The organism is Qipengyuania gaetbuli (assembly GCF_009827315.1).
GTDB lineage: Bacteria > Pseudomonadota > Alphaproteobacteria > Sphingomonadales > Sphingomonadaceae > Qipengyuania > Qipengyuania gaetbuli.
This window is the reverse complement of the sequence record NZ_WTYF01000004.1, coordinates 657,873-681,200: the sequence shown is the minus strand read 5'-3', so window position 1 is coordinate 681,200 and position 23,328 is coordinate 657,873. Positions and strand designations below refer to the sequence as shown.

Below are 23,328 nucleotides of genomic sequence, written 5' to 3'. Positions count from 1 at the left end.
GGTCTGCGATGATTTCCTATCTCGAATTCGAAAAGCCGGTTGCCGAACTCGAAGCGCGCATTGCCGAACTGCGCAATGCGGCCGAGGGCGACGATGTCGACATTTCCAACGAGCTGCAACGCCTCGAACTCAAGAGCGCGGACCTGCTTGCAACGACCTATGCCGCTCTGACGCCTTGGCAGAAGACGCAGGTCGCCCGCCATCCCTCGCGCCCGCATTTCCGCGACTACGTGGAATATGCGTTCGAGGAGTTCGTGCCGCTGGGCGGTGACCGCGCCTATGGCGAGGACGAGGCGATCATGGGCGGCTTTGCCAAGCTGGACGGCCGCAAGGTCGTTCTGATCGGCCACGAAAAGGGCAACGATACCGCCAGCCGCCTGCGCCACAATTTTGGCATGGGTAAGCCCGAAGGTTACCGCAAGGCGATCCGCCTGATGGAACTGGCGGGCCGCTTCGGTCTGCCGGTGGTGACGCTGGTCGATACCTCGGGTGCCTTCCCGGGCGTCGAGGCGGAAGAGCGCGGGCAGGCGGAAGCCATCGCCCGTTCAACCGAGGCGTGCCTTGCCCTGCCGGTCCCGATGGTCGCGACCATCGTGGGCGAGGGCGGTTCGGGCGGCGCGGTCGCGCTCGCCAGCGCCGAACGGGTGCTGATGCTCGAACACGCGGTCTATTCGGTGATTTCGCCCGAAGGCTGCGCCTCGATCCTGTGGCGCACTGCCGAAAAGGCGCCCGATGCGGCCGAAGCCATGAAGGTGACGGCGCAGAACCTTGCCGAGCTCGGCGTTATCGACCGGATCGTTGCCGAACCCGTGGGCGGGGCGCACCGCGACCCGCGCGCAGCCGCCCATGCGCTGGGCGAGGCGATCGGCGAGGAACTCGACATGCTGTCGCGCTATTCGCCTGAAGAGCTGATTCGGATGCGCGAGGAGCGCTTCCTCAAGATCGCGGGCTGAGCCTAAGTTTCGGGATGCGGGAACAAACAGCCGCATCCCCCTGTTTCCCCTAGCGTATAAGAACCGGCCCGGCGGCGGTGGGACCCGCATGGCCAGAATCAAGGGGAACCCAATGTCCGCAATGAAGACACTCGCCGCCTCGACCGCGACGCTCGCGCTCGCGCTGACCGGCTGCGCCACCATTCCCGACAGCTCGGCACCGATCTCGCAGGGCGAGGCGCAGCAGGGCGCCGAGGCGCATCCGCAGCTGCTCGCCGAATTCGGCGGCGCGATGACCGGGCCGCAGGCACAGTACGTCGAAACCGTCGGCCAGAATATTGCGGTGCAGTCTGGCCTCGGCAATGCCCGCAGCGCCTTTACCGTCTCGCTGCTCAACAGCCCGGTGAACAATGCCTTCGCGATCCCTGGCGGCTACGTCTACACGACGCGCCAGCTGGTCGCGCTGATGAACAACGAGGCCGAACTGGCCGGCGTGCTTGGGCACGAAGTCGGCCATGTTGCCGCCCGCCATTCGCAACGCCGCCAGCAGGCAGCACAGCGCAACTCCATCCTCGGCGTGCTCGGCGCGATCGCCAGCTCGGTCCTGCTGGGCAATTCGGGCGTCGGCCAGCAGCTCGGGCAGCTGTCGCTGCAGGGCTCGCAGCTGCTGACGCTCAAGTTCAGCCGTGAGCAGGAGCTGGAGGCGGACCGCCTCGGCATCCAGTACCTCAATACCGCCGGTTACGACACGCGCGCCATGGCGACCGTGCTGTCGAGCCTTGCGGCGCAGAATGCGCTCGATGCGCAGCTGATGGGCCGCGACAATGCGCGCCTGCCCGAATGGGCTTCCACCCACCCCGATCCGGCAAGCCGCGTGCAGACCGCGCTCAGCTTCGCGCAGCAGACCGGCGGCACGGGCGGAGTGACCAACCGCGACACCTTCCTGACGCGTATCGACGGCATCCTGTATGGCGACGATCCGCAGCAGGGCGTGGTCGAGGGGCGCCAGTTCATCCATCCGGACCTGCGCCTTGCTTTCACCGCGCCGCAGGGCTTCTACATGGTCAACGGCACCCGCGCGGTGACGATCAGCGGGCAGAGCGGCAAGGCCCAGTTCTCGATGGGGCCGTACAACGGCAACCTGCAGAGCTATGTGAGCAGCGTGTTTGCGGCGCTCAGCCAGCAGCAGCAGATCACCCCGTCGAGCATCCAGCGCACGACCGTGAACGGCCTTCCGGCGGCCTATGGCACCGCGCGAGTGGCGAATGGCGGGCAGCAGGTCGATGTGACCGTGTTCGCCTATGAATTCGCCAACGACCGGGCTTACCACTTCCTCGCGCTGACGCCGGCGGGCCAGTCGGGGACCTTCAACGCCATGTTCCAGTCGATGCGCCGCATCTCCACGACCGAGGCGGCGAATGTCATTCCGCGCAGCATCGACGTGGTGACGGTGGGTTCGCGGGACACAGTGGCCACAATGGCGGCGAAGATGGCCTATTCGGATGCGCAGGAAACCCGCTTCCGCGTTCTCAACGGCCTGTCGTCGAGCGACACGGTGCGCGCAGGCCAGAAGGTGAAGATCGTGGTGCGCGGCCGCTAGGTCGCCGCACTCTCGTTACGCGCAACAAAAAAGGCGGCGAGGGTGACCTCGCCGCCTTTCTGTTTGGCTGAAAGCCGTGTCGATTAGACAGCAGCGTTGGCGGTTGCCATGGCCGAGTCGGTCGTGTTGAACGTGGTGCTCAGCTCCTGGCCGAGGCTCTGCATGGCAGTGATCGCAGCAACGGCGATGAGAGCGGCAATCAGGCCGTACTCGATGGCGGTTGCACCTTCTTCGTTGCGACGCAGCTTGTTGATGAACTTCATGTCTAGTCTCCTGGTTCAGTCTTCAATACCCGGCTCTCACCCCTGTTGCGGTTCGAGCTATCCTCTTTCTGCCTCGGACAAGTTGACAATTCCCTAATCGCCAACCGTCTTTGGTTTTCTCGCCTCAGACCCCGGTAACCGTGGCGACAGTCGTGCTGACGTTGTTCCACATGTTGATGGTGGTCTGACCGACCCCAGTCACGGCGGTCATCATGCCGAGAAAGATCAGAGCGAGGATCAGCCCGTACTCAATAGCGGTGGCGCCGGAGTCATCGCGTCCCAGATTTTTGAGAAATTCGATCACTTGTCCCGCCCCTCGATTGAATTCGTAGCTGACATCGTCGAAATACGCGGTGACCCGTTAAGAAAGGGTTTCGAAGGATCTCGCTTTTGGAAAATAATCCGACATGGATGTGCGTGGTGGCGCTGGCCCTGCAGGACGCAAACGGGCGCTGGCTGCTGCACAAGCGACCCGTGAACAAGCATCACGGCGGCCTGTGGGAATTCCCTGGCGGCAAGGTCGAACCGGCTGAAAAGCCCGCATCTGCGCTGGTTCGCGAGATCGGCGAGGAGCTGGGCATCGCGATTTGCGAAGCCGACCTTACCCCCTGCTGCTTTGCCGAAGAGGCGCAGGCAGAGGGCAGGGCGCCGATTGTAATCCTGCTTTACACCAGCACGCGCTGGACGGGCGAGGTGGCGGCACTGGAGGGCGGCGAAGTCGACTGGTTCGCGCCCGCGGACATCGCCGGACTGGACAAGCCGCCGCTCGATATCGCGCTTGCCGCACGCCTGCTGGAAAAAATGCCCGATTAGGTGTTGCCAAGGGCAGAGCACCTGCCTATGTGCCGCCCTCCAACGCGCCAGTAGCTCAGCTGGATAGAGTACCTGACTACGAATCAGGCGGTCGGAGGTTCGAATCCTTCCTGGCGCGCCAAACAAGCCCATGACCCGCAAGGGTCGTGGGCTTTTTTGGTTTCGGGGCCGGTGAAATCAGTCTTCCTGTTCTTCGAGCCAGTGCATGTCGTCGTCGCTGAAGCCGAAATGGTGGCCGGCCTCGTGGATCACGACATGGCGCACCAGCTCGTCCATCCGCACGCCTGTATCGCGCCATTCGGCGATCAGCGGCTGGCGGAACAGCCAGATGCGGGCTGGCTGGCGCCCGCTTTCCCAGATCGATCGGTCGGGTAGCGACACGCCTTCGTACAGGCCGCTCAGCTCCCATTTGTCGTCCAGCTCGACGCTGGCGAGCTGTTCGGCCGTGGCGAACTCTTCCACTCTCAGCACGATCTCTTCCATCTGCTCGCGGAATTGCGCGGGCAGGGTCGCGCGTACGGCTTCCGCCATCTGCTGCATCTGTTGCTGGGTCGGGCCGGGGCGAAGGTGGAGCATCGCCTCCATATGAGTCGCGCACCTGCATCCTGCAAGAACGGAACCCGCTCGGCTTTCGCCTGTTCAGGTAGGCAAAGGAGACACCCGATGACCCAAGCCACCGAAATCTTCGAACGCCTGAAGGAAGATCACGACCGCCACCGCGACCTGATCGACAAGCTGCTCGACACCAGCGGCGAGACCGAGGAGCGCAAGGAGCTGTTCACGGAGCTGACCAAGGAACTGAAGGCCCACGCCGCGGCCGAAGAGCAGGCGCTCTATTCGACCATGCTGCGCAAGCCCCCGACCACGGACGAGACGCGCCACTCGGTCGCCGAACACCACGAGCTGGACGAAGCGCTCAACGACCTTGCCGCGACCGACATGTCGGAAGGCGGCTGGCTGACGAAGTTCAAGACCTTCGCCCACGACTATCGCCATCACATCGACGAGGAAGAGGAAGAACACTTCCCGGATTTCGAGAACTATCTCGAAGACGATGACATGAAGCACATGCGCCAGGTGTTCGAGCGCCGGAAGAAGGAAGAAAAGGCCGAAGCCGAAGTGACGCCCGAGAAGAAAGAGGACGCCAAGGAATAGGATGGCCAAGGGGGTGGGGGACAACACCGACAAACCGGTCGACCCGCAGCGCGTGTCCCGGCTCGACGATGGCGTCGAGCCGGGCGTGTGGCGTTACGAGAAGGTCGAGCGCGCGCGCGTGATCATCGATGCGGCGGATTACTTCGCCGCCATGCAGGAGGCGATGCTGAATGCGCAGCATCGCATCTTCCTGATCGGGTGGGATTTCGACACGCGCATTCACCTGACCGATGGGCGCCGCTGGTGGCAAAGGCCTTACAGGCGCGAATATCCCGCGCGGTTGGGCGGGTTCTTTTCCTGGCTGGTCCGCCAACGGCCGACGCTGGAAATCCGCATCCTCAAATGGAGCTTCGGCATCTTCAAGTTCGTCGTGCGCGGATCGATGTGGTGGGACCTCGTGCGCTGGGCACGGCACCGCAGGATCGACTTCAAGTTCGACAGCGCCCATCCGACAGGGTGCAGCCACCACCAGAAGATCGCAATCCTCGACAACCGCTTGGCCGTGTGCGGCGGGATCGACATGACTGTGAAGCGCTGGGACACGCGCGACCACGCAGAAGACAATCCGCATCGCAAGACGCCGCGCGGTCAGGCTTACGAGCCCTGGCACGATGCGACGATGATGATGGAAGGCCCGATTTCAGACGCGCTTAGCGAGCTGGGGCTTGACCGCTGGGAACGCGCCGGCGGCAAGCCGCTGCTGCCGATCAAGGCGCGGACGGACAGCCTGTGGCCCAAGGAACTGGAGCCGACCTTCGAGAATGTCGAGGTCGGCATCGCCCGGACCCGTGCCGCCTATCGCGACTGGGACGCGGTGAAGGAAATCGAGGCGCTGTTCGTCCAGCACGTCAAGCGGGCGAAGAAGTTCATCTATGCCGAAAGCCAGTACTTCGCCTCGCGCAAGGTCGCGGAAGCCATCCTTGACCGAATGCAGGAGGACGACCCGCCGGAAGTCGTCATCGTCCATCCCGCCAATGCCGACGGCTGGCTAGAACAGCAGGCGATGGATCATGCCCGCGCCGAACTGGTGCGCTGCATCGAGGAAGTGGACGATAACCACCGCTTCAGCATCTGGATGCCCTACAGCGGCGAAACCCCCATCTATGTCCATGCGAAGATGATGATCGTCGACGACGAGATCTTCCGCATCGGCTCGGCCAATCTCAACAACCGGTCGATGGGGCTGGACAGCGAATGCGACGTGTTTGTCGATGCCGCGCGCAAGGGGAACGAGCACGCCGTCGATGCCATCCGCGCGATCCGCCATTCGCTGCTGGCCGAGCATTGCGGGGTCGAAGAAAGCGAAATGCCCGACTTGCTGGCGCGCTACGGTTCGATGGCCGGCATGATCGACCACACCGTCAGCGAAGGCGGGCGCAACCTGAAGCGATATCATCCGCCCGAACTGACCGAGGCGGAAAAGAAGGTGGCGCACAGCGGCCTGCTGGACCCCGAAGATCCCGACGACATGTTCGAGCCGTTTGCAAAGGGCGGGCTTTTCCGCAAGGGAACGCGACTCGAGAGGGTTCGCACCAGAATCAGAGGAAAATGGGGCAAATGAGCAGCCTTGTAGGACCGGACGAAGACGACCCGCGCGGCAAGCCGCCCGTGCCCGAACACGTTCAGGAAGCGATCCGTACGCTGATCGAGTGGACCGGCGACGACCCGACCCGCGAAGGACTGGTCGATACGCCCGCGCGCGTCGCGCGCGCGTGGAAAGAATACTGTCTCGGCTACGGCGAAGACCCCGGCTACCACCTAAGCCGCGTGTTCGAGGAAGTCGGCGGCTACAACGAGATCGTGCTGCTCAAGGACATTCCCTTCCAGTCGCATTGCGAACACCACATGGCCCCGATCATCGGCAAGGCGGCGATCGCCTACCTGCCGAACGACCGCGTGGTGGGCATTTCCAAACTCGCCCGCGTGCTCCACGGCTTCGCCCGCCGCCTGCAGGTGCAGGAACGCCTGACCGCCGAAGTGGCAGACTGCATCTGGGAACACCTCCAGCCGCAGGGCGTGGCTGTGGTGATCGAGGCAGCGCACAGCTGCATGACCGCGCGCGGCGTGCGCACGCCGGGCGTTGGCATGATCACCAGCCGGATGATGGGCACCTTCCTCGAAGATCAGCGCAGCCGCAAGGAAGTGCTCAGCCTGATGGGTTACGGCTGAGGCAGCAGAGGCGTTCATCCGGCTGACAGTATCGGTGGCGCAGGTTCCCGGGCATCAACAGGAGAGGACTTGCCATGGGAATTCTAGTCTCGGCCCTTCCGTTCGTTGCGATCGGACTGACCGCAGCCCAAGCCGACTATTCGGAGCAGTACGAAAAGATCGCCGTCGCCGTCAGTTCGGTCCAGACCTGCGAACAGCTGGGTTACACGGTCGATCGCGAAGGTCTTGTCGCCTGGACCAAGCAAGCCCAGCAAAGCGCAATGGCAAGAGGCCTCAGTGAAGCCGAAGCTCGCGCCCGGCTCGAACAGGCTGTGAACGCGCAGCACGCTGCCGACTTCGAACGTTTTGCAGACGCCAAGCGCATGGAGCACTCTGAGGAACTCGTTTCCCGCAACAATCGCCTGTGGCGCTCGCGGTGCAGCGGATTGGCCGAAGAGCCCTCGAGCGAGGCCTATTTCACCAAAGCGGGCGACTAGTCTTCCAGGGTAAGCCGGTCCTTAAACGGTCATCGGCAAATCATCGGGAAACCGTCACCCTTCCTTCATAGACATGGCGGGCTTGCCTATCGACACTCCTCATATCCCGACCGCCTCTTGGCCGGGAAAGCGAGGAGGCTTTCATGAAGAGATTTCTCAAGACCCTGGCACTGGGCCCGGTGTTGATCGCCACAGCCGTGTCGGCAGACGTGCCGCGCGACCAGCCCGACCAGGCGCTGCAGGAGCTGGCGAGGCAACTCGAACCATTCAAGGATGTCGCTTACGCCGAGCGGAATGGCTACGTCCGGGGCTCGGCTTGCGAGGTGCATCCCACGCTTGGCGGGATGGGCTTCCATTACGTCAATCCGCGCCTTCTGGAATTTACTGCGCCGATCAACGGCAAGATGAACGGCACGGGTACCTATACCGGCACCAATCCGCCCGCGATCCTGCTTTATGCACCGGATGGGCACGGCGGACTCGAACTGGTCGGCATCGAGATGCTCGTTTTTGCCGAAGCCTGGCACGCCGAGCACAAGGAAAAACCGAAATACCGGGGGCGCGAGTACAATTACATGGCGGACAATCCGGCAACCCCACAGGACGAGGCACACAGTTTCATGCCGCATTACGACCTGCATGTCTGGCTGTTTGAGGAAAATCCTGCCGGCCTCTATGCCCAGTGGAACCCCAATGTAAGCTGCAGCAATCTAGGGATCGTCCATTTCGGTGATCACTGACGGCCCGTTTCCCGGGCGTTCGCCATTTTGCGGGGCGGACGCTTGGGCTCAGCTGAGCTTCCCGGCACACCGGTGCTTGTCAAACGTCGTGTCTTCGCCTTTTCTGCCTGTCTTAACGAGGGGGCGAGGGCCGGATGACGAAAAACGCACTGATTGGCTTGCTGGCGGCGATCTTCCTTGCATCGCCCGCCGCGTCCCAGGCCGATGATGCCCCGCCGGTCGCGCTGGTCATCCCGGAAGTGCCGGGGGACGAGATTCCGCTTGAAACCGCCGGACCTGCGACGCCGGATACCGAGCAATGGAACCGGGTGATCGGCCAGGTCTGGGTGCGCAACGTGACCCGGCCTTCGCTTTACCGTATTGCCCCGAAGAACGGCCGCGACAATGGCCGTGCCGTCATCATCGTGCCCGGTGGCGGCTACTCTTTCGTATCGATCGAAAGCGAAGGCTACTGGGTCGCAGAGCGGCTTGCGGCGCAGGGATACACCGCCTTCGTGCTCAAGTATCGCCCCCGTGCCACGCCCGAAGACCCCGATGCTTTCATGACCCGTTTGCTGGCCGAATGGTCCGGCCAGAGCAACGACGAGGATTTCGACTATCCGCCGGCGGTGGACGATCTGGCCGCCGCGATTTCTCTCGTGCACGGGAAGTCGGAAGAATGGGGCCTGGTGCAGGACCGGTTGGGTGTAATCGGTTTCTCTGCCGGCGCGCACTCCGCCATCAGGTTGCTCGAGGGGAGGGAGGAGGCCTCGCTCGTCCAGAACCTCGCGCTCATCTACCCGCCGGTCGAAAAGGACATCGCGATGAAGCCGCGGCCGGATCTCTTCATGGCGATTGCCACGGACGATTTCCTTTTCCACGGGGGGATACTGGACCTGGCGGGCGACTGGCACGAGAGTGGCGGGAGCGTCGAGTTCCATCTCTATTCCGGCGGATCGCACGGTTTCGGAATGCGCCCGCAGGGCACGACCAGCGACCTGTGGATCGAGCAGTATCTCGCATGGTTGGACCTGCGCGGGGCAGCGGTCGGCGCTGCCGTTCAGGCAGATTGAGCCGGGCTCAGCCGCCCATCAGCTTTTCGATCAAACCGCGCTTCTTGCGCGTGGGCGCGGTCTGTCCAGCGAGCGTGTAGAGGTGGTTGCCTAGCAGGACGGCCTGTTCCTTGGTCAGGAAATAGCGGAATTCGTGCACGTCGGAGGCGCTCGTCACGACCTTGTCGGTGCTCTGCAGCTTGAGCGCGATGCGCTCTCCCGCAGGAGCGGATTCCCAGCCCAGGAGGATGCCGAATGTCACCTCCGTGGGCGTGTCTTGCTTTTCCCTGTCCTTGCCCATGCCCTAAAGACTGCGCCCCGCCGTGCACGGAGGCAAGACGGGGCGCAGGATTGTCCGCAATCGGGACAGATTGCAGGCTTACATCTGCTCGAGCATGTGCTCCGCGCTCGACACCGAGAAGTCGCCCGGCGCCTCGACGTTGAGCTGCTTCACCACGCCATCCTCGATCAGCATCGAATAACGCTGGCCGCGCTTGCCCATGCCGAAACCCGAACCGTCCATGGTCAGGCCCACGGCTTCGGCGAAATCACCATTGCCGTCGGCCAGCATGGTCACGTCGCCGGCTTCATTGGCATTCTTCCATGCGCCCAGGACGAAAGCGTCGTTGACCGCGGTGCAGGCGATTTCGTCGACGCCCTTGGCCTTCAGTTCCTCGGCCTTGTCGACATAGCCGGGCAGGTGGCGCGCCGAACAGGTCGGGGTGAACGCGCCGGGCACCGAAAACAGCGCCACGGTCTTGCCCTTGAAATACTCGCTCGACTGGACCTGCTGAGGCCCATCGGGCGTCGCCTTCACCAGCTTCACATCGGGGAGGCTGTCGCCAACAGCGATTGTCATTTGATAAAACTCCTGTGTCTTCCCATCCACACTCACGATGTAGAGCGACGAGCCGTGCATGCAAGGGAGTCGGATGGTTAAGATGGGTTTACTGCGCGGCTTTAACTCCCGGTAAAATTTTGCACTCATGTTTCCATCGCGGGCAACGGGTCGCTCGCGAAGGGAGACCAGGGACTATGAAAAATCTGAGGGATATTGTGCTCGCGGCATCCGCCGCTGCGCTGCTTTGCGTGCCTACCACTGCCAGCGCCGGGACGGGCGACGAGCAGATCCGCAAGCTGGACATCATGCTGATGGTCACTTCGCTTCGGTGCCGGATGGGTTCGGACGACTTCCAGCACCATTATCGCAAGTTCTCTGCCAACCACCTGCACACGCTCAATGGCGCGGCACGCAGGATGGAGCAGGGCCTCGTCAAGCGCCACGGCGCGCGCGGCGCGAAGCGGGCGCTCGACAAGATGAGCGTCGGCATGGCGAACGAATACGGGCAGGGCCATCCCTGGCTGGGCTGTTCGGAACTGAAGGAAATCACCTCCGACCTCTCGCAGTCGAGGGATCCTGCCGTGCTGGCGCAGGCCGCCGACGAACTGCTGGGTCCGCGCCCGACAGGCGGCGGACGCTACGCGCGGCGCTGAGGCCTTTCGGGATACGCGAGGGAGGGCGACAGAGGGGCGCTGTTGCCCTCCCATAAATCACAAGCTAGGGGCGGCGCTGACAGTGCCGCCCCTTCTCGTATGCGCGGTACACGTTCCATTTCACCGAACGCAAAGGACCGCTCGTGGCCCAGTTTACCGACTACGTCGTCAAGGACATCTCGCTCGCCAATTACGGTCGCGAGGAAATCCGCATCGCCGAAACCGAAATGCCGGGCCTGATGGCCACGCGCGAGGAATATGGCGCTGCGCAACCGCTGAAGGGCGCGCGCATCACCGGCTCGCTCCACATGACGATCCAGACCGCCGTGCTGATCGAGACGCTGACCGCGCTGGGCGCAGAAGTGCGCTGGGCGACCTGCAACATCTTCTCCACGCAGGACCACGCCGCTGCCGCGATCGCCGCGCAGGACATTCCCGTGTTCGCCATCAAGGGCGAAAGCCTGGCCGAATACTGGGACTATGTCGGCCGCATCTTCGACTGGTCGAGCGATGAGGACCCCGACTGCACGGCCAACATGATCCTCGACGATGGCGGCGATGCCACCATGTTCGCCCTGTGGGGTGCGCGCATCGAGGCGGGCGAGGAAATGCCGGCCCCGACCAATGCCGAAGAAATCGAGATGCAGCGCGCGCTCAAGGACTTCGTGAAGAAGAAGCCCGGCTACCTCACCAGGACGGTCAAGGCCATCAAGGGCGTGTCGGAAGAAACCACCACGGGCGTCCACCGCCTCTACCACCTCGCCAAGCAGGGCAAGCTGCCATTCCCGGCCATCAACGTGAACGACAGCGTGACCAAGTCGAAGTTCGACAACCTTTACGGCTGCCGCGAATCGCTGGTCGACGCGATCCGCCGCGCGACCGACGTGATGCTGTCGGGCAAGGTCGCCTGCGTCGCCGGCTACGGCGATGTCGGCAAGGGTTCGGCCCAGTCGCTCCGCAATGGCGGCGCGCGGGTGCTCGTGACCGAAATCGACCCGATCTGTGCGCTGCAGGCGGCGATGGAAGGCTACGAGGTCGTGACAATGGAAGACGCGGTCACCCGCGCCGACATCTTCGTCACCACCACCGGCAATGAAGACGTCATCACCGCCGAACACATGAAGGCGATGAAGCCCATGGCGATCGTCGCCAACATCGGCCACTTCGACAGCGAGATACAGATCAGCGCGCTCGACAATTACGAGTGGACCGAGCTGAAGCCCGGCACCGACCTGGTGAAGTTCCCCGACGGCAAGGAAATCATCGTGCTGGCCAAGGGCCGCCTGGTGAACCTGGCCTGCGCCACCGGCCACCCCAGCTTCGTGATGAGCTGTTCCTTCACCAACCAGGTGCTGGCCCAGATCGAGCTGTGGAAGAACACGGACGACTACGAGAACGACGTCTACGTCCTGCCCAAGCACCTCGACGAGAAGGTCGCCGCGCTCCACCTCGACAAGCTGGGCGTCAAGCTGACCAAGCTCAGCAAGGAGCAGGCGGATTACATCGGCGTGCCGGTCGAAGGTCCGTTCAAGCCGGAACATTACCGCTACTGATCGCAAAACGCCCGTTTTTCGGCGGGTAAGCAAGGCAATAGGGCGGCGGGGCATTGCATCCCCGCCGCTGGCCGCATAGCTGGCGGGTAATGGAAGTCTCGCCCGCCCTCCTTCCCCTTATCGGCGTATTGCTTGCCGTGTGGACCGGCGCGGCCGTCTGGCTGATGCTGCGCGCCACCAATCGCGCGCAGGCGGCGGAATCGCATCGCAAGGCCGCCTTGCGTCTTGCGCGTATGGTCGAGGAGGGCCCCGCCATCCCGCTGATGGTGCGCAGCGACGGCCGGATCGAGGCGCCCGACCGTTTTGCCCGCTGGCTCGGGCTCGACCGCGTGCCCGAATATCTCAGCGAACTGGCGCGCGAGGACGGGACCGGCCTTACCGAAGACCAGATCGAACAGCTCTCCACGCTTGTCCGCCGCACGCAGAAGAGCGCCAAGCCGTTCAAGATGTCGCTGCGCCCGCCCGGCTCGGGCAAGACGCTGGCCCTGCGCGGCGCGCTGGCGGACCCGGCCGTATCGCCCAGCGGCGCGGCTCTGGTCTGGGTATTCGATTTCACCGAGACCGAAGACGAACTCGCCCGCCTCGGCGAAGAGGCCGCGCGCGCCCGTGACGATTTCGGCGCGCTGGTCGGCCTGATCGAGGCCGCGCCCATGCCGATGTGGTTCCGCGGCGCGGACATGCACCTGCGGCTCGTCAACCGCGCCTATGTCGAGGCGGTGGGCGGCGCCAGCGCGGACCAGGTCGTGACCGACCAGGTGGAACTGGTCGAAACCGTCGGCGGACGCACGGCCGCCGAAGTCGCCCAGCAGGCTGCCGACCGCCGCCAGCCGATCGAGCGTATCGTGTCGGCCACGATCAAGGACGCGCGCCGCACCATCCGCGTCACCGACCTCCCGCTGGTGGGCGAGGGGATCGCCGGATATGCCGTCGATATCGAGGAAATGGAAGAGCAGGCCCGCGAATTCCGCGCCTTCCGCGAAGCGCAGCGCTCCATGCTCGACCAGCTGTCCATCGGCGTGGCGCAGTTCGACGCACGTCGCAGGATGACCTTTGCTAACCAGCCGTTCCACCGCGTCTTCTCGCTGCCGCCCGGCGTGGTCAACGAACGCACAACCTTCGAGCAGATGCTGATGGTCGCGCGCGAGAACGGGCGCATTCCCGAAGTGCGCGATTTTCCCGCATGGCGCGGCGAACTGGTCGGCTGGTTCCAGAAGGACGAGCCGGAGGAAATGGCTTGGCCGCTGTCCGACGGCACGCATTTGCGCGTCGTCGCCCAGCCGCTGCCCGATGGCGGGCTGGTGCTGATCGCGGAAGACCGGACCGAGCAGCTCAACCTGTCCGCCACCCGCGACACGCTGCTGCGCACCCGCACGGCGACCTTCGACAGCCTGTTCGAAGCACTCGCCGTCTTCGCGCCCGACGGGCATCTCGAACTGTGGAACCGCGGTTTCCCGCGCGCCTGGGGCCTCGACAGCGAAGTGCTCGACAACCATCCGCAGGCGGAAGAACTGCTGGAAGCGATCGCCGGACAGCTGGCCGATCCCAAGGCCGTCTCGCAGATCGGGCAGACCATCCGTTCGGCGACGCTCGACCGCAAGAACCGCGAAGGGCGCATCGAGCTCGCCGACGGGCGCACGCTCGATTACGCAGGCGTTCCGCTGCCCGACGGTAATGGCCTCCTCACCGTGATGGACGTCACCGCCTCGCAGCAGGCGGAAGAGGCGCTGCGCGAACGCAACCGCGCGCTGGAAGAAGCGGACGCGGTGATGACGCGCTTCCTCGCCAATATGAGCTACGAATTCCGCACCCCGCTCACGACCATCGGCGGCTTTGCGGAAATGCTCGAAAGCGGGCTGGCGGGCGAACTGACCCCGCAGGCGAAGGAATATGTGGCGGCGATCACCCAGTCGGTCGGCAAGCTGACCGAACAGGTGGAAAACGTGCTCGACCTCTCGCAGTCCGAAGCCGGGCTGATGCCGCTGCGCAAGGGGCGGGTCGAACTGCTGCCGATGCTGACCAGGATCGTGCGCAAGCGCGAACAGTCGATCCTCGACGGCGGGCTGACGCTCGACCTCAAGGGCAATGCCAATAAGATCGTGGAGGCGGACGAACAGCAGCTGCAGCGCGCCATCGGCCAGCTCCTCGACAATGCCATTACCAACACGCCGCCCGGCGGCCGCATCGTGATCGACGTGGCCAAGCAGCGCGGGCTCAACCGCATTTCCATCACCGATAACGGGCGCGGCATGAGCCAGCACGAACTCGCCCGCGCGCTGGAAGGCATCCGCATGGCGCCCGACGGCAAGGGGATCGAACGTCGCCACGGTCTCGGCATCCCGCTCGCTCGCCAGCTGGTCGAAGCGCACGGCGGCACGCTGGAAATCCAGAGCCGCCGCAACGCGGGCACCAGCGCGGTCATCACGCTGCCGTGACGGGCGCGCCGGTCATCGAACCGCTGCCGGACCTTCCGGCGATGGAGGAATTCGGCAATCGCATCGCGGCCCGCCTGCAGCCGGGCGACGTAGTGGCGCTGTCAGGGGGGCTGGGGGTAGGCAAGACCACGCTTGCGCGCTCGATCATCGCCGCGCTGGGGCATGCAGGCGAAGTGCCGTCGCCGACCTTCACCATCATCGAGACCTACGAGCACCTTCGCGTGCCGCTGGTCCATGCCGATTTCTACCGGCTGGACGACCCGTCGGAAGTGGAGGAAATCGGCCTCGATGATTACCGCGAGGGCGCGGCGCTGATCGCCGAATGGCCCGATCACGCAGGCGGCTTTGCACATGAGGCGGCCTGCCTCGAAATCACGCTGGAAACCGTGGGCGAGGGGCGCAGGGCCGTTGTCGCGGCGGGCGAAGCTTGGCAAGGGCGGATGCCATGAACCACACGCTGCCGCAGGGCATTCACGAGTTTCTTGGCGACACCGCATGGCAGGGGGCGGAAATCGCGCCGCTGGTCGGGGACGCCAGCTTCCGCCGCTATTTTCGCCTGCGCATGGGCGGGCGCAGCGCCATGCTGATGCACGCGCCGCCCCCGCATGAAGATCCCGCGCCCTTCCTCCATGTCGCGCACTGGCTGGCCGCCAATGGCATGCGCGCACCGGAAATCTACGCTGAACTGCCCGAACAGGGCTGGGTCCTGACCGAGGATTTCGGCGATTTCCGCATGAAGGAATGGATCGACGAGCATCCGAGCGACGAACAGGCCATCTACGCGCAGGCGATCGACGCGCTGGTGCAGCTGCACCGCCTGCCTGCCGGCCCGTTCGAGCCTTACGACATGGCCGTCTACCAGCGCGAGGCGGGGCTATTCACCGAATGGTATTGCCCTGCCGCCGGCCTCTCGGTCGATGAAGCGGGCTGGACCCGCGCATGGGACGAAGCGCTCGCGCCGCTGCTCGAACGCCAGCAGCCCGGCGTGACCGTGCTGCGCGACTACCATGCGGAGAACATCATGCTGCTCGAACCCGGCAAGCTGGGCGGGGAGCAGGGCATCATCGATTTCCAGGACGCGCTGGTCGGGCACAAGGCCTACGACCTCGTCAGCCTGCTGCAGGACGCGCGCCGCGACGTGTCGGAACAGCTCGAACACGACATGATGTGCCGCTACCGCGCGGCCGCCGATCCGGACGAGCATTTCGAGGCCGATTACGCCCGCCTTGGTGCGCAGCGGAATGCCAAGATCGTCGGCATCTTCACGCGCCTCTACAAGCGCGACGGCAAGCCCCGCTACCTGCGCATGATCCCGCGCGTGTGGAAGGCGATGGAACGCGATCTGCAGCACGAAGCACTCGCCCCTGTCGCGGCGTGGTTCGAGGCCAATATCCCGCAGGCGCTGCGCGATGTGCATGGCGGCGAAATCGCATGAGCGATCTCGCCTCCGACACAGTCATGTTGATGGCGGCAGGCCTCGGCAAGCGGATGCGTCCGCTGACTGCCGCAATGCCCAAGCCCATGGTCCGCGTTGCCGGAAAGCCGCTGATCGACCGTGCGATGGACCGGATCGAGGATGCGGGCATCGCCAAGGCGGTGGTCAACGTCCACTATCTCGCCGAATCGATCGAGGCGCATCTCAAGGCCCGCAAGAGCCCTTCCGTCGCCTTCTCGGACGAGCGCGCCGAACTGCTCGAAACGGGCGGTGGCATGGTGAAGGCGACGAAGGCGGGCCTGCTGCCCGATCCCTTCTTCGCCTGCAATGCCGACAGCATCTGGCTCGACGGACCGCGCAACGCTTTCCGCGACCTTTCGCACGCCTGGGACCCGGATCGGATGGACGCGCTGCTGCTGGTCGTGACCCATGCGCGGGCGCATAATTTCGACGGGACGGGCGATTTCTACATGGACGGCGCAGGTCGGCTGAAGCGCAAGCTGCCCGGCCGGATCGCGCCCTTCATCTACACCGGCATCCAGCTGGTCTCGCACCGTCTGCTGCGCGATGCGCCGGACGGAAAGTTCTCAACCAATATCCTGTGGGATCGCGCCATTGCCGAAGGCCGCCTGTTCGGCGTCGCCTTCACCGGCCTGTGGTACGAGGTCGGCACGCCGCAGCACATCAGGCCAACCGAAGAGGCGTTGACGGGTGGCTGAGGAAGGCAGGGTCGCAAACCAGCCGAAGGTCTACTCCATCGCCGCCCACCGCGGTTTCGCCGATGCGCTCGTGGCGGGACTGGTCCCGCGCTATGCCGAGGACGGGCTCGGGCTCGCCCGGCTCACGCTGCTCCTGCCGAGCAGCCGCGCCCGCCGCACGATTGCCGAGGCGTTCATCCGCCATGCGGGCGAGAACGGCACGCCCGGCCTGCTCATGCCGCGCATGGCCGTGGTCGGCGATCTCGACCTCGACGAGGCACTCGGCCCGCTGCTCGACCCGCTCGGCACCAGCGACATCAAGCCCGCCATCGACCCGCAGCGGCGCATGTTCGCGCTTGCTGCGCTGATTGCGGAGGAAATGGGCGCCGAAGCCCCAAAGGGCGCGACGCTGCTGCGGCTCGCCCGCGAAACCGGCGCGACGATGGACCGCCTGCTGGTGGAGGACGTGGGGCCCGAGCAACTGCTCGACGAGAAGGTGCTCGCGATCCATCCCAGCCTGTCCGAACACTGGCAGAAATCGTTGCGCCTTTTCGCCCGCGTGCAGGTCAAATGGCTCGCATGGCTGGAAGCGAACGGCGCGCTCGATGCAGCGGCAAGGCGCAACCGCCTGTTCGACCATGCCGCCGCCCGCTGGAAGTCGAACCCGCCCGCAACCCCGATCGTCGCAGCCGGCGTCACCAGCGCTGCGCCTGCACTCACGCGGCTTTTGCGCGTGGTCGCCGACCTGCCGCAGGGTGCGGTGATCCTGCCCGATTTCGACCTCACGATGAGCGGCGAGGTGTGGGACGAGCTGGGCAGGGCAGGCAACCGACCCACGCCCGACGACACCGTCTTCGACCGCGAGGATGCGGTCACGCACCCGCAGTACCACCTCAAGCTCCTGCTCAACCGCATGGGCGTGGGGCGCGAGGAAGTGCAGCCCTGGCACCGCAAGGGCATGACTGCCGCCCCGCCGGAGCGCAGCCACGCCATCGGCGCGCTGTTCCTGCCGCCCGAAGCAAGCAAGGTCTGGGTCGACCTGCCGCCCGAAAAGCGCCGCCTTGCCGGGGTGCGTGTCATGCAGTGCGCCAATCCCGAAGAGGAAGCGCAGGCCATCGCCCTGCTGGTGCGCGAGGCGGTCGAGCAGCCCGAAAAGCGGGTCGCCGTCGTCACGCCCGACCGCGCGCTGGCCCGCCGCGTGGTCCATCACCTCGCGCGATGGGACATCCTTGCCGACGATTCCGCCGGTCGCCCGCTCTCGCAGACGGCGGCGGGCCGTGCCTTCCTGCTCGCGGCCGCGGTGATGGCGGAAAATGCCATGTCGGTGCCGCTCATGGCCCTGCTCGGCCACCCGCTGGCAAGCGGCGGGATGGAACGCGGCGTGTGGCTGCGCCAGCTGCGCCGGGTGGAGCGCGAATTGCGCGGGCCGCGGCTTGAAGCGGGCCTCGACCCGGTCAGAGAAACCGTCGCCAAGCTGTCGGAAAAGCACAGTAATGTGGCGAAGTTCTGGGAGGCGGCCGAAGCCGCGCTCGCACCGCTGGTGGCGCGCGATCACGATGCCGCCGCGCCGCTCGGCCACCTGATCGATACGCTGGCCGCCAGTGCCGAGGCGCTGTGCGGCGAACGGCTGTGGGCGCGCGAGGACGGGCGCAGCCTAGCCTCTTTCGTGGAGGACTTCCGCCTCCATGCCCGCGAGGCCGGCTTCGCCGTCGCCCCGCGCGACGTTGCGGCGTTGCTGTCCGACGCGATGGAGCAGGTGGCGGTCCGCCCGCCCTATGGCGGCCATGCCCGCGTACAGGTCCTCGGCCTGCTAGAGGCGCGCATGAACCGCGCCGATCTCGTCATCTGCGCCGGCCTCAACGAGGGCGTGTGGCCCGCGCGCGGCAGCGTCGATGCACTTCTCGCTCCGCCGGTGCTGCGCAATCTCGGTGTGCCCGGCAGCGATTTCCGCATCGGCCTGTCCGCGCACGACCTTGCCGGGACGCTGGGCGCGCCAGAATTCGTGCTGAGCCGCGCGGCGCGGGACGAGGGCGGACCGGCGATCCCCAGCCGCTTCCTGCTGCGGGTCCAGGCGCTGCTAGGCGACCAGCTGTCCCGTCACGAGGAAAAGCGCGCGGTCGAACTGGCGAAGGCCATTTCGCGCGCGGAGCCTGCCGCACCCTATCCGCGCCCCAAACCCATGCCGTCTGCCGAACAGCGGCTGGTCGACATTTCCGCCACCGCGCTGGACCGGTTGCGGGGCGATCCCTACCAGTTCTATGCGGGCAAGATCATGCAGCTTGCCGAGCTCGACGCGCTCGATGCCGAACCTTCGCCCGCCTGGCAGGGCACGGTGGCGCACGAAATCCTCCAGAAATGGCACGAGGCCGATCCCAAGGTGCCGATTGCCGAGGTGATGGACCGCGTGTTCGAGGCGCGCAACGTCCACCCGCTGATGCGCGGACTGTGGCAGCCGCGGCTGCAGCAGGCGCTCGAATGGGTGGAGCACGAGATCACCCATGCCGATGGGCGCGAGGTCGTGGCGGTGGAACAGTGGGGCGAGATGCATGTCGACGGCGTGCGCGTCCACGGCAAGATCGACCGGCTCGACCGGTTCGCCGACGGGACGCTGGGCATCGTCGACTACAAGACCGGATCGCCCCCGTCCTCCAAGATGGTCGAACAGGGTTTCGCGCTCCAGCTTGGCCTGCTTGGCATGATGGCGGGCGAAAGTGGCTTCGGCGGCGTTAAGGGCGAGGCGAGCGTGTTCGAATACTGGTCGCTTGCCAAGGCGAAGCCGGACACCAATCCCTTCGGCTTCGGCTATGTGGAGACCCCGCTCAAGATCGGCAGCAAGCGCACCGGTATCGAACCGGAGGACTTCCTGCCCGAAACGGGAACCTACCTGACCGATGCCATCACGCGCTGGATCAAGGGCGAGCATCCTTTCACCGCGCGCTTCAATCCCGATTACCCGGCCTACGACACCTACGACCAGCTCATGCGGCTGGAGGAATGGCTGCCGCACATGGACGTCGAAGAGGACGAGACATGAGCGGCAAGGTCTATCCCCTCGTCGGCCACCAGCGCGATGCGGTCGACCCGCAGGAAAGCGTGTGGCTGTCCGCCAGCGCAGGCACCGGGAAGACGCAGGTGCTGTCCGCACGCGTGCTACGCCTGCTGCTGGAGCCGGGCGCCGACCCGTCGCAAATCCTCTGCCTGACCTTCACCAAGGCGGGCGCCGCCGAAATGGCCGTACGCGTGAACGAGGTGCTGGCGCGCTGGGTGCGCATGGAAGACACGCAGCTGGCCGAGGAACTTGGCAACCTTGGCGCGCGGACCGATCCCGATACGCGGGCGCGGGCACGCTCGCTGTTTGCCCGCGTGCTCGATTGTCCGGGCGGCGGCCTCAGGATCGATACGATCCACGCCTTTGCGCAGTACCTGCTTGCCGCTTTCCCGGCGGAGGCGGAAATCCTGCCCGGCAGCCAGCCGATGGAGGACCGCGAGCGCGACCTGCTGAGCCGAGAGGTGTTGGGCGAATTGCTGGAAGAAGGCGATCAGCGCTTCGTGGAAGCGATAGCGGAGATGAGCCGCCGCAAGGGCGCCGATGCGGTGCGCGGCTGGCAGATGAAATGCGCAGGCTATCTCGATCTGTGGAAGCTGCCCGGCTGGCAGGGCGATTTGTCCGGCGCGGTCCGGCGCGTGCTGGGCGTACCGGGTGACGCGGGCCCCGAATGGGTGGGCGATGCCTGCAGCGACGCGGTGTTTCCCGTCGCCAGCCTGCTTGCCTGCAGCCGCATCAATGCGGAATGGGGCGGTAAGCTCGGCACAGCCAACGCCGAATTCGCCGCTTCGTGGCTGGCCGCGGGAACGCAGGACCGGCTGGCCATGCTCGACGGTTTCTTCGGTACGCTGCTGACCAAGAAGGGCGAGCCGAGCAGGCTCGGCAACCTCGAGAAGATCGACCCGTCCTATGGCGGCAGGATCGAAGAGGTGCTCGAGGGCATCGAACTTGTGGCGCAGCGGCGCGCCTTGCTCGACCTGGCAGAATTCCTCGCCCCGCAGCTGGAGGCCGGACGCGCCTTCGCGCTACGCTGGCAGGAGGCCAAGGCTCGCGAGGGGCTGGTCGATTTCGACGATCTCATCCAGCGCGCTGCGCACCTCCTCTCCGATGCGGCTGTGGCGGACTGGATCCGCTACAAGCTCGACCGCAGTTTCGACCATATCCTCGTCGACGAGGCGCAGGATACCAACCGCGCCCAGTGGCAGATCGTGGAGGCGCTGACCGACGATTTCTTCTCGGGCGAGGGCGCAAGGTCGGACCGTATCCGCACGATTTTCACCGTGGGCGATTTCAAGCAGGCGATCTTCGGCTTCCAGGGCACCAGCCCGCGTAATTTCGCCGAGGCGCGGGACCGCTTCGCCGAACGGATGCGCCGCGCTGCCGAAGCCGCGGACGAGGCACGCGGGGCACAGCGGGCGCGCACCTTGCAGGAATACGGGCTCGGCCAGAGCTTCCGCACCGCCGACAACGTCCTCGATTTCGTCGATGCGGCGATCGGTGCGATCGGCTCCGAAAGGCTCGGCCTCGACCGTGCGGCGGAAGCGCACAAGGGGCAGGACCGGCCCGGCCTCGTGGCGCTGTGGAACACCATCCATGCCGACAGCGGAATGGAAGAGGGCGAGGCTGACGACAGCTGGCTGGGCAAGCATGACCGCAAGCTCGCCGACCGCATTGCGCGGCAGGTGAAGCGCTGGATGGACGATGGTTTCCCGCTGGTGAAAGGCGACAAGCCGCGCCGCGCGGGGCCGGGCGACGTGATGATCTTGGTGCGCAAGCGCCGCGAGCTTGCCTCGCTCATCGTCGCCCGGCTCTATCGCCACGGCGTGCCGGTAGCGGGTGTCGACCGCCTGCGACTGGGCAATCCGCTGGCGGTGAAGGACCTGATGGCCGCGATCCGCTTCGCAGCGCAGCCGCTCGACGATCTGACGCTGGCGAGCCTGCTGGTCTCGCCGCTGGTCGGCTGGTCGCAGGAAGAGCTGCTCGAACACGGTTTCCGCCCCAAGGGTGTGCGCCTGTGGGAGCATTTGCGCGAAGGGAAGCACCCACGTGTGGTGCAGACGGTCGCGGATCTGCGCGAGATCCTGCGCCGCGCCGATTACGACAGCCCGCAGCAATTGTTGCACTGGATCCTCGTCGGTCCGATGGATGGCCGGCGTGCGCTGGTGGCGCGGCTGGGGCGCGAGGCGAACGACCCGATCGACGAATTGCTCAACGCTGCCAATGCCTATGCCGCCAGCCACGTGGCGAGCCTGCAGGGCTTCATCCGCTGGTTCGATGCGGGCGAGGGCGAGATCAAGCGCGAGGCGGGCGAGTGCGGGGACCAGGTCCGCGTCATGACGGTGCATGGATCCAAGGGCCTGCAGGCGCCCATCGTCATCCTCGCCGATGCGGCGATCGGGCCGGACGCCGCGGGCGATCTCGAACTGGCCGACAGGCCGCTCGGCACCGATCTCGTCCATCCCGTGCCGCTGCCGGGCCTGCGCAAGGACGAGAAGGTCGGACCGCTGAGTGAAGCCGAGGACATCGCCTCTGCCGAAGCGATGGAGGAGCACTGGCGCCTGCTCTATGTCGCCATGACGCGCGCGGAGGAAGCGCTGTTCATCGGCGGCTCGCTCGGCCCGCGCGATGCTAAGAACGGCCCGCACGAGGACAGCTGGTACGCGCGCTTGAAGCCGCTGTTCGGCGACGAGGCGCTGGAAGACGGTTTGTGGGGTGCGCGCTGGGAATGGGGCGCGCTGCGCGATGCCAAGCTGCCGCCGCCCTCTGCCGGGCCAGAGCCTCGCACGGAACTACCCGATTGGGCGCAGCGCCCCGTCGGCCCCGAACCGCGCCCGCCGCGCCCGCTTGCCCCCTCCGGCCTCGGCGAGGTCGAGGGCAGCGATCCGCCGCTGCCGCCCGAAATCGCGGCTGGTGCCGCGCGGCGCGGGGTGCTGATCCACGCCCTGCTCGAACGCCTGCCCGAAGTGGCGGAGGACGAGCGCGAGGCTAAGGCAACCGCGTGGCTGGCGAAACAGGCACCCGACCTGCCCGAGGCGGAGCGGGACGAAATGCTCGCCCGCGCGCTCGCCGTGCTGAGCGAACCGGCCTTCGCGGCGATCTTCGCGCCGGGCGCGCTGGCGGAAATCCCGCTCGCCGCGACCGTGCAGGGGCAGGTGGTCATGGGCACTGCCGACCGGCTGCTGGTGACTGAAGAGACGGTCACGGTGGTCGATTTCAAGACCGCGCGCCGCCCTCCTGCCTCGCTCGACGGGGTGCCGGAGACGACCCTGCGCCAGATGGCGGCCTATGTCGCCGCGCTGGAGGCGATCTATCCCGGGCGGCGCGTTTCGGCAGCGGTGCTCTATACCCAGACCCCGCAACTCATCGCCTTGCCCGAGAGCGTACTCGCACCCTACAAGGCCGCCTTCCCGGATCGGCAGGAAAGCTTTGCCCTGCCGCCGCTTGAGTAATTGCCCCCGCTGCACCACATCGGCGCCAGACACGAATTCAGG

At 65.7% G+C, this 23,328-nt stretch carries 22 protein-coding genes and 1 tRNA gene; 18 read left to right on the top strand and 5 right to left on the bottom strand.

The window, feature by feature from the left end; genetic code table 11:
- Positions 1–8 precede the first annotated feature (8 nt).
- Together GRI42_RS05680 and GRI42_RS05675 are read left to right on the top strand one after the other, a co-directional pair.
- Positions 9–953 carry an acetyl-CoA carboxylase carboxyltransferase subunit alpha gene (locus GRI42_RS05680; RefSeq protein ID WP_160607363.1) on the top strand — a complete coding sequence of 315 codons (945 nt, stop codon included), beginning with the start codon at positions 9–11 and terminating at the stop codon, positions 951–953.
- A gap of 112 nt (positions 954–1,065) precedes the next feature.
- On the top strand, positions 1,066–2,532 hold the full coding sequence (locus GRI42_RS05675) for a M48 family metalloprotease (RefSeq protein WP_160607362.1): 1,467 nt from the start codon (positions 1,066–1,068) through the stop codon (positions 2,530–2,532).
- 83 nt (positions 2,533–2,615) lie between these two features.
- On the opposite strand, the gene GRI42_RS05670 is transcribed toward GRI42_RS05675, so the two are convergent.
- Positions 2,616–2,795: a Flp family type IVb pilin gene (locus GRI42_RS05670; protein WP_160607361.1), complete on the bottom strand. Its 180-nt coding sequence runs from the start codon at positions 2,793–2,795 to the stop codon at positions 2,616–2,618.
- Between the two features lie 124 nt (positions 2,796–2,919).
- Positions 2,920–3,099, bottom strand: coding sequence for a Flp family type IVb pilin (locus GRI42_RS05665; RefSeq protein WP_160607360.1), 180 nt, complete (start codon positions 3,097–3,099; stop codon positions 2,920–2,922).
- 86 nt (positions 3,100–3,185) lie between these two features.
- Between GRI42_RS05665 and GRI42_RS05660 the strand changes: the two genes are divergently transcribed.
- Positions 3,186–3,608, top strand: coding sequence for a (deoxy)nucleoside triphosphate pyrophosphohydrolase (locus GRI42_RS05660; RefSeq protein ID WP_325065302.1), 423 nt, complete (start codon positions 3,186–3,188; stop codon positions 3,606–3,608).
- A 44-nt stretch (positions 3,609–3,652) separates the two neighbouring features.
- Positions 3,653–3,729 (top strand) — tRNA-Arg (locus GRI42_RS05655).
- Positions 3,730–3,785: 56 nt separating this feature from the next.
- On the opposite strand, the gene GRI42_RS05650 is transcribed toward GRI42_RS05655, so the two are convergent.
- Positions 3,786–4,184 (bottom strand): metallopeptidase family protein, encoded by a 399-nt coding sequence (locus tag GRI42_RS05650; protein ID WP_160607359.1) that lies wholly within the window; start codon positions 4,182–4,184, stop codon positions 3,786–3,788.
- A gap of 87 nt (positions 4,185–4,271) precedes the next feature.
- On the opposite strand from GRI42_RS05650, the gene GRI42_RS05645 reads away from it, so the two are divergent.
- From GRI42_RS05645 to GRI42_RS05620, 6 genes are all read left to right on the top strand, one after another.
- Complete coding sequence (locus GRI42_RS05645) at positions 4,272–4,763, top strand: hemerythrin domain-containing protein (RefSeq protein ID WP_160607358.1); 492 nt, start codon at positions 4,272–4,274, stop codon at positions 4,761–4,763.
- Position 4,764: 1 nt separating this feature from the next.
- Positions 4,765–6,324, top strand: coding sequence for a phospholipase D-like domain-containing protein (locus tag GRI42_RS05640; RefSeq protein ID WP_160607357.1), 1,560 nt, complete (start codon positions 4,765–4,767; stop codon positions 6,322–6,324).
- Positions 6,321–6,932 (top strand): GTP cyclohydrolase I FolE, encoded by a 612-nt coding sequence (gene folE / locus GRI42_RS05635; RefSeq protein ID WP_160607356.1) that lies wholly within the window; start codon positions 6,321–6,323, stop codon positions 6,930–6,932. The genes GRI42_RS05640 and folE overlap by 4 nt, the downstream gene beginning before the upstream one ends.
- A gap of 74 nt (positions 6,933–7,006) precedes the next feature.
- The gene (locus GRI42_RS05630) at positions 7,007–7,408 is read left to right on the top strand and encodes a hypothetical protein (protein ID WP_160607355.1); all 402 of its coding nucleotides are present in this window, start codon (positions 7,007–7,009) and stop codon (positions 7,406–7,408) included.
- 143 nt (positions 7,409–7,551) lie between these two features.
- A complete protein-coding gene (locus GRI42_RS05625; RefSeq protein ID WP_160607354.1) occupies positions 7,552–8,148 on the top strand; it encodes a hypothetical protein in 597 nt (198 codons plus the stop codon).
- Positions 8,149–8,282: 134 nt separating this feature from the next.
- Positions 8,283–9,200, top strand: a complete 918-nt coding sequence (locus tag GRI42_RS05620) for an alpha/beta hydrolase (protein WP_160607353.1) — start codon at positions 8,283–8,285, stop codon at positions 9,198–9,200.
- Positions 9,201–9,207: 7 nt separating this feature from the next.
- Here the strand turns inward: GRI42_RS05620 and GRI42_RS05615 are convergent, their stop codons facing one another.
- Both GRI42_RS05615 and GRI42_RS05610 read right to left on the bottom strand, forming a co-directional pair.
- Positions 9,208–9,480 carry a hypothetical protein gene (locus GRI42_RS05615; protein ID WP_160607352.1) on the bottom strand — a complete coding sequence of 91 codons (273 nt, stop codon included), beginning with the start codon at positions 9,478–9,480 and terminating at the stop codon, positions 9,208–9,210.
- Between the two features lie 78 nt (positions 9,481–9,558).
- Positions 9,559–10,038: a peroxiredoxin gene (locus GRI42_RS05610; RefSeq protein ID WP_160607351.1), complete on the bottom strand. Its 480-nt coding sequence runs from the start codon at positions 10,036–10,038 to the stop codon at positions 9,559–9,561.
- A gap of 176 nt (positions 10,039–10,214) precedes the next feature.
- Between GRI42_RS05610 and GRI42_RS05605 the strand changes: the two genes are divergently transcribed.
- The 8 genes from GRI42_RS05605 (at position 10,215) to addA (ending at position 23,286) form a co-directional block, all read left to right on the top strand.
- The gene (locus tag GRI42_RS05605) at positions 10,215–10,673 is read left to right on the top strand and encodes an S-adenosyl-L-homocysteine hydrolase (RefSeq protein WP_160607350.1); all 459 of its coding nucleotides are present in this window, start codon (positions 10,215–10,217) and stop codon (positions 10,671–10,673) included.
- Positions 10,674–10,816: 143 nt separating this feature from the next.
- Positions 10,817–12,226, top strand: coding sequence for an adenosylhomocysteinase (gene ahcY, locus GRI42_RS05600; protein WP_160607349.1), 1,410 nt, complete (start codon positions 10,817–10,819; stop codon positions 12,224–12,226).
- An 89-nt stretch (positions 12,227–12,315) separates the two neighbouring features.
- The gene (locus GRI42_RS05595; protein ID WP_160607348.1) at positions 12,316–14,658 is read left to right on the top strand and encodes a PAS domain-containing sensor histidine kinase; all 2,343 of its coding nucleotides are present in this window, start codon (positions 12,316–12,318) and stop codon (positions 14,656–14,658) included.
- Positions 14,655–15,107, top strand: coding sequence for a tRNA (adenosine(37)-N6)-threonylcarbamoyltransferase complex ATPase subunit type 1 TsaE (gene tsaE, locus GRI42_RS05590; RefSeq protein ID WP_325065301.1), 453 nt, complete (start codon positions 14,655–14,657; stop codon positions 15,105–15,107). Before GRI42_RS05595 ends, tsaE begins: the two co-directional genes overlap by 4 nt.
- Complete coding sequence (locus GRI42_RS05585) at positions 15,104–16,093, top strand: aminoglycoside phosphotransferase family protein (RefSeq protein WP_160607347.1); 990 nt, start codon at positions 15,104–15,106, stop codon at positions 16,091–16,093. The genes tsaE and GRI42_RS05585 overlap by 4 nt, the downstream gene beginning before the upstream one ends.
- Positions 16,090–16,812: a nucleotidyltransferase family protein gene (locus tag GRI42_RS05580; RefSeq protein WP_160607346.1), complete on the top strand. Its 723-nt coding sequence runs from the start codon at positions 16,090–16,092 to the stop codon at positions 16,810–16,812. Before GRI42_RS05585 ends, GRI42_RS05580 begins: the two co-directional genes overlap by 4 nt.
- Positions 16,805–19,825, top strand: coding sequence for a double-strand break repair protein AddB (addB, locus tag GRI42_RS05575; RefSeq protein WP_160607345.1), 3,021 nt, complete (start codon positions 16,805–16,807; stop codon positions 19,823–19,825). The genes GRI42_RS05580 and addB overlap by 8 nt, the downstream gene beginning before the upstream one ends.
- The gene (gene addA, locus GRI42_RS05570) at positions 19,822–23,286 is read left to right on the top strand and encodes a double-strand break repair helicase AddA (protein WP_160607344.1); all 3,465 of its coding nucleotides are present in this window, start codon (positions 19,822–19,824) and stop codon (positions 23,284–23,286) included. Before addB ends, addA begins: the two co-directional genes overlap by 4 nt.
- The last annotated feature ends 42 nt before the right edge of the window (positions 23,287–23,328 follow it).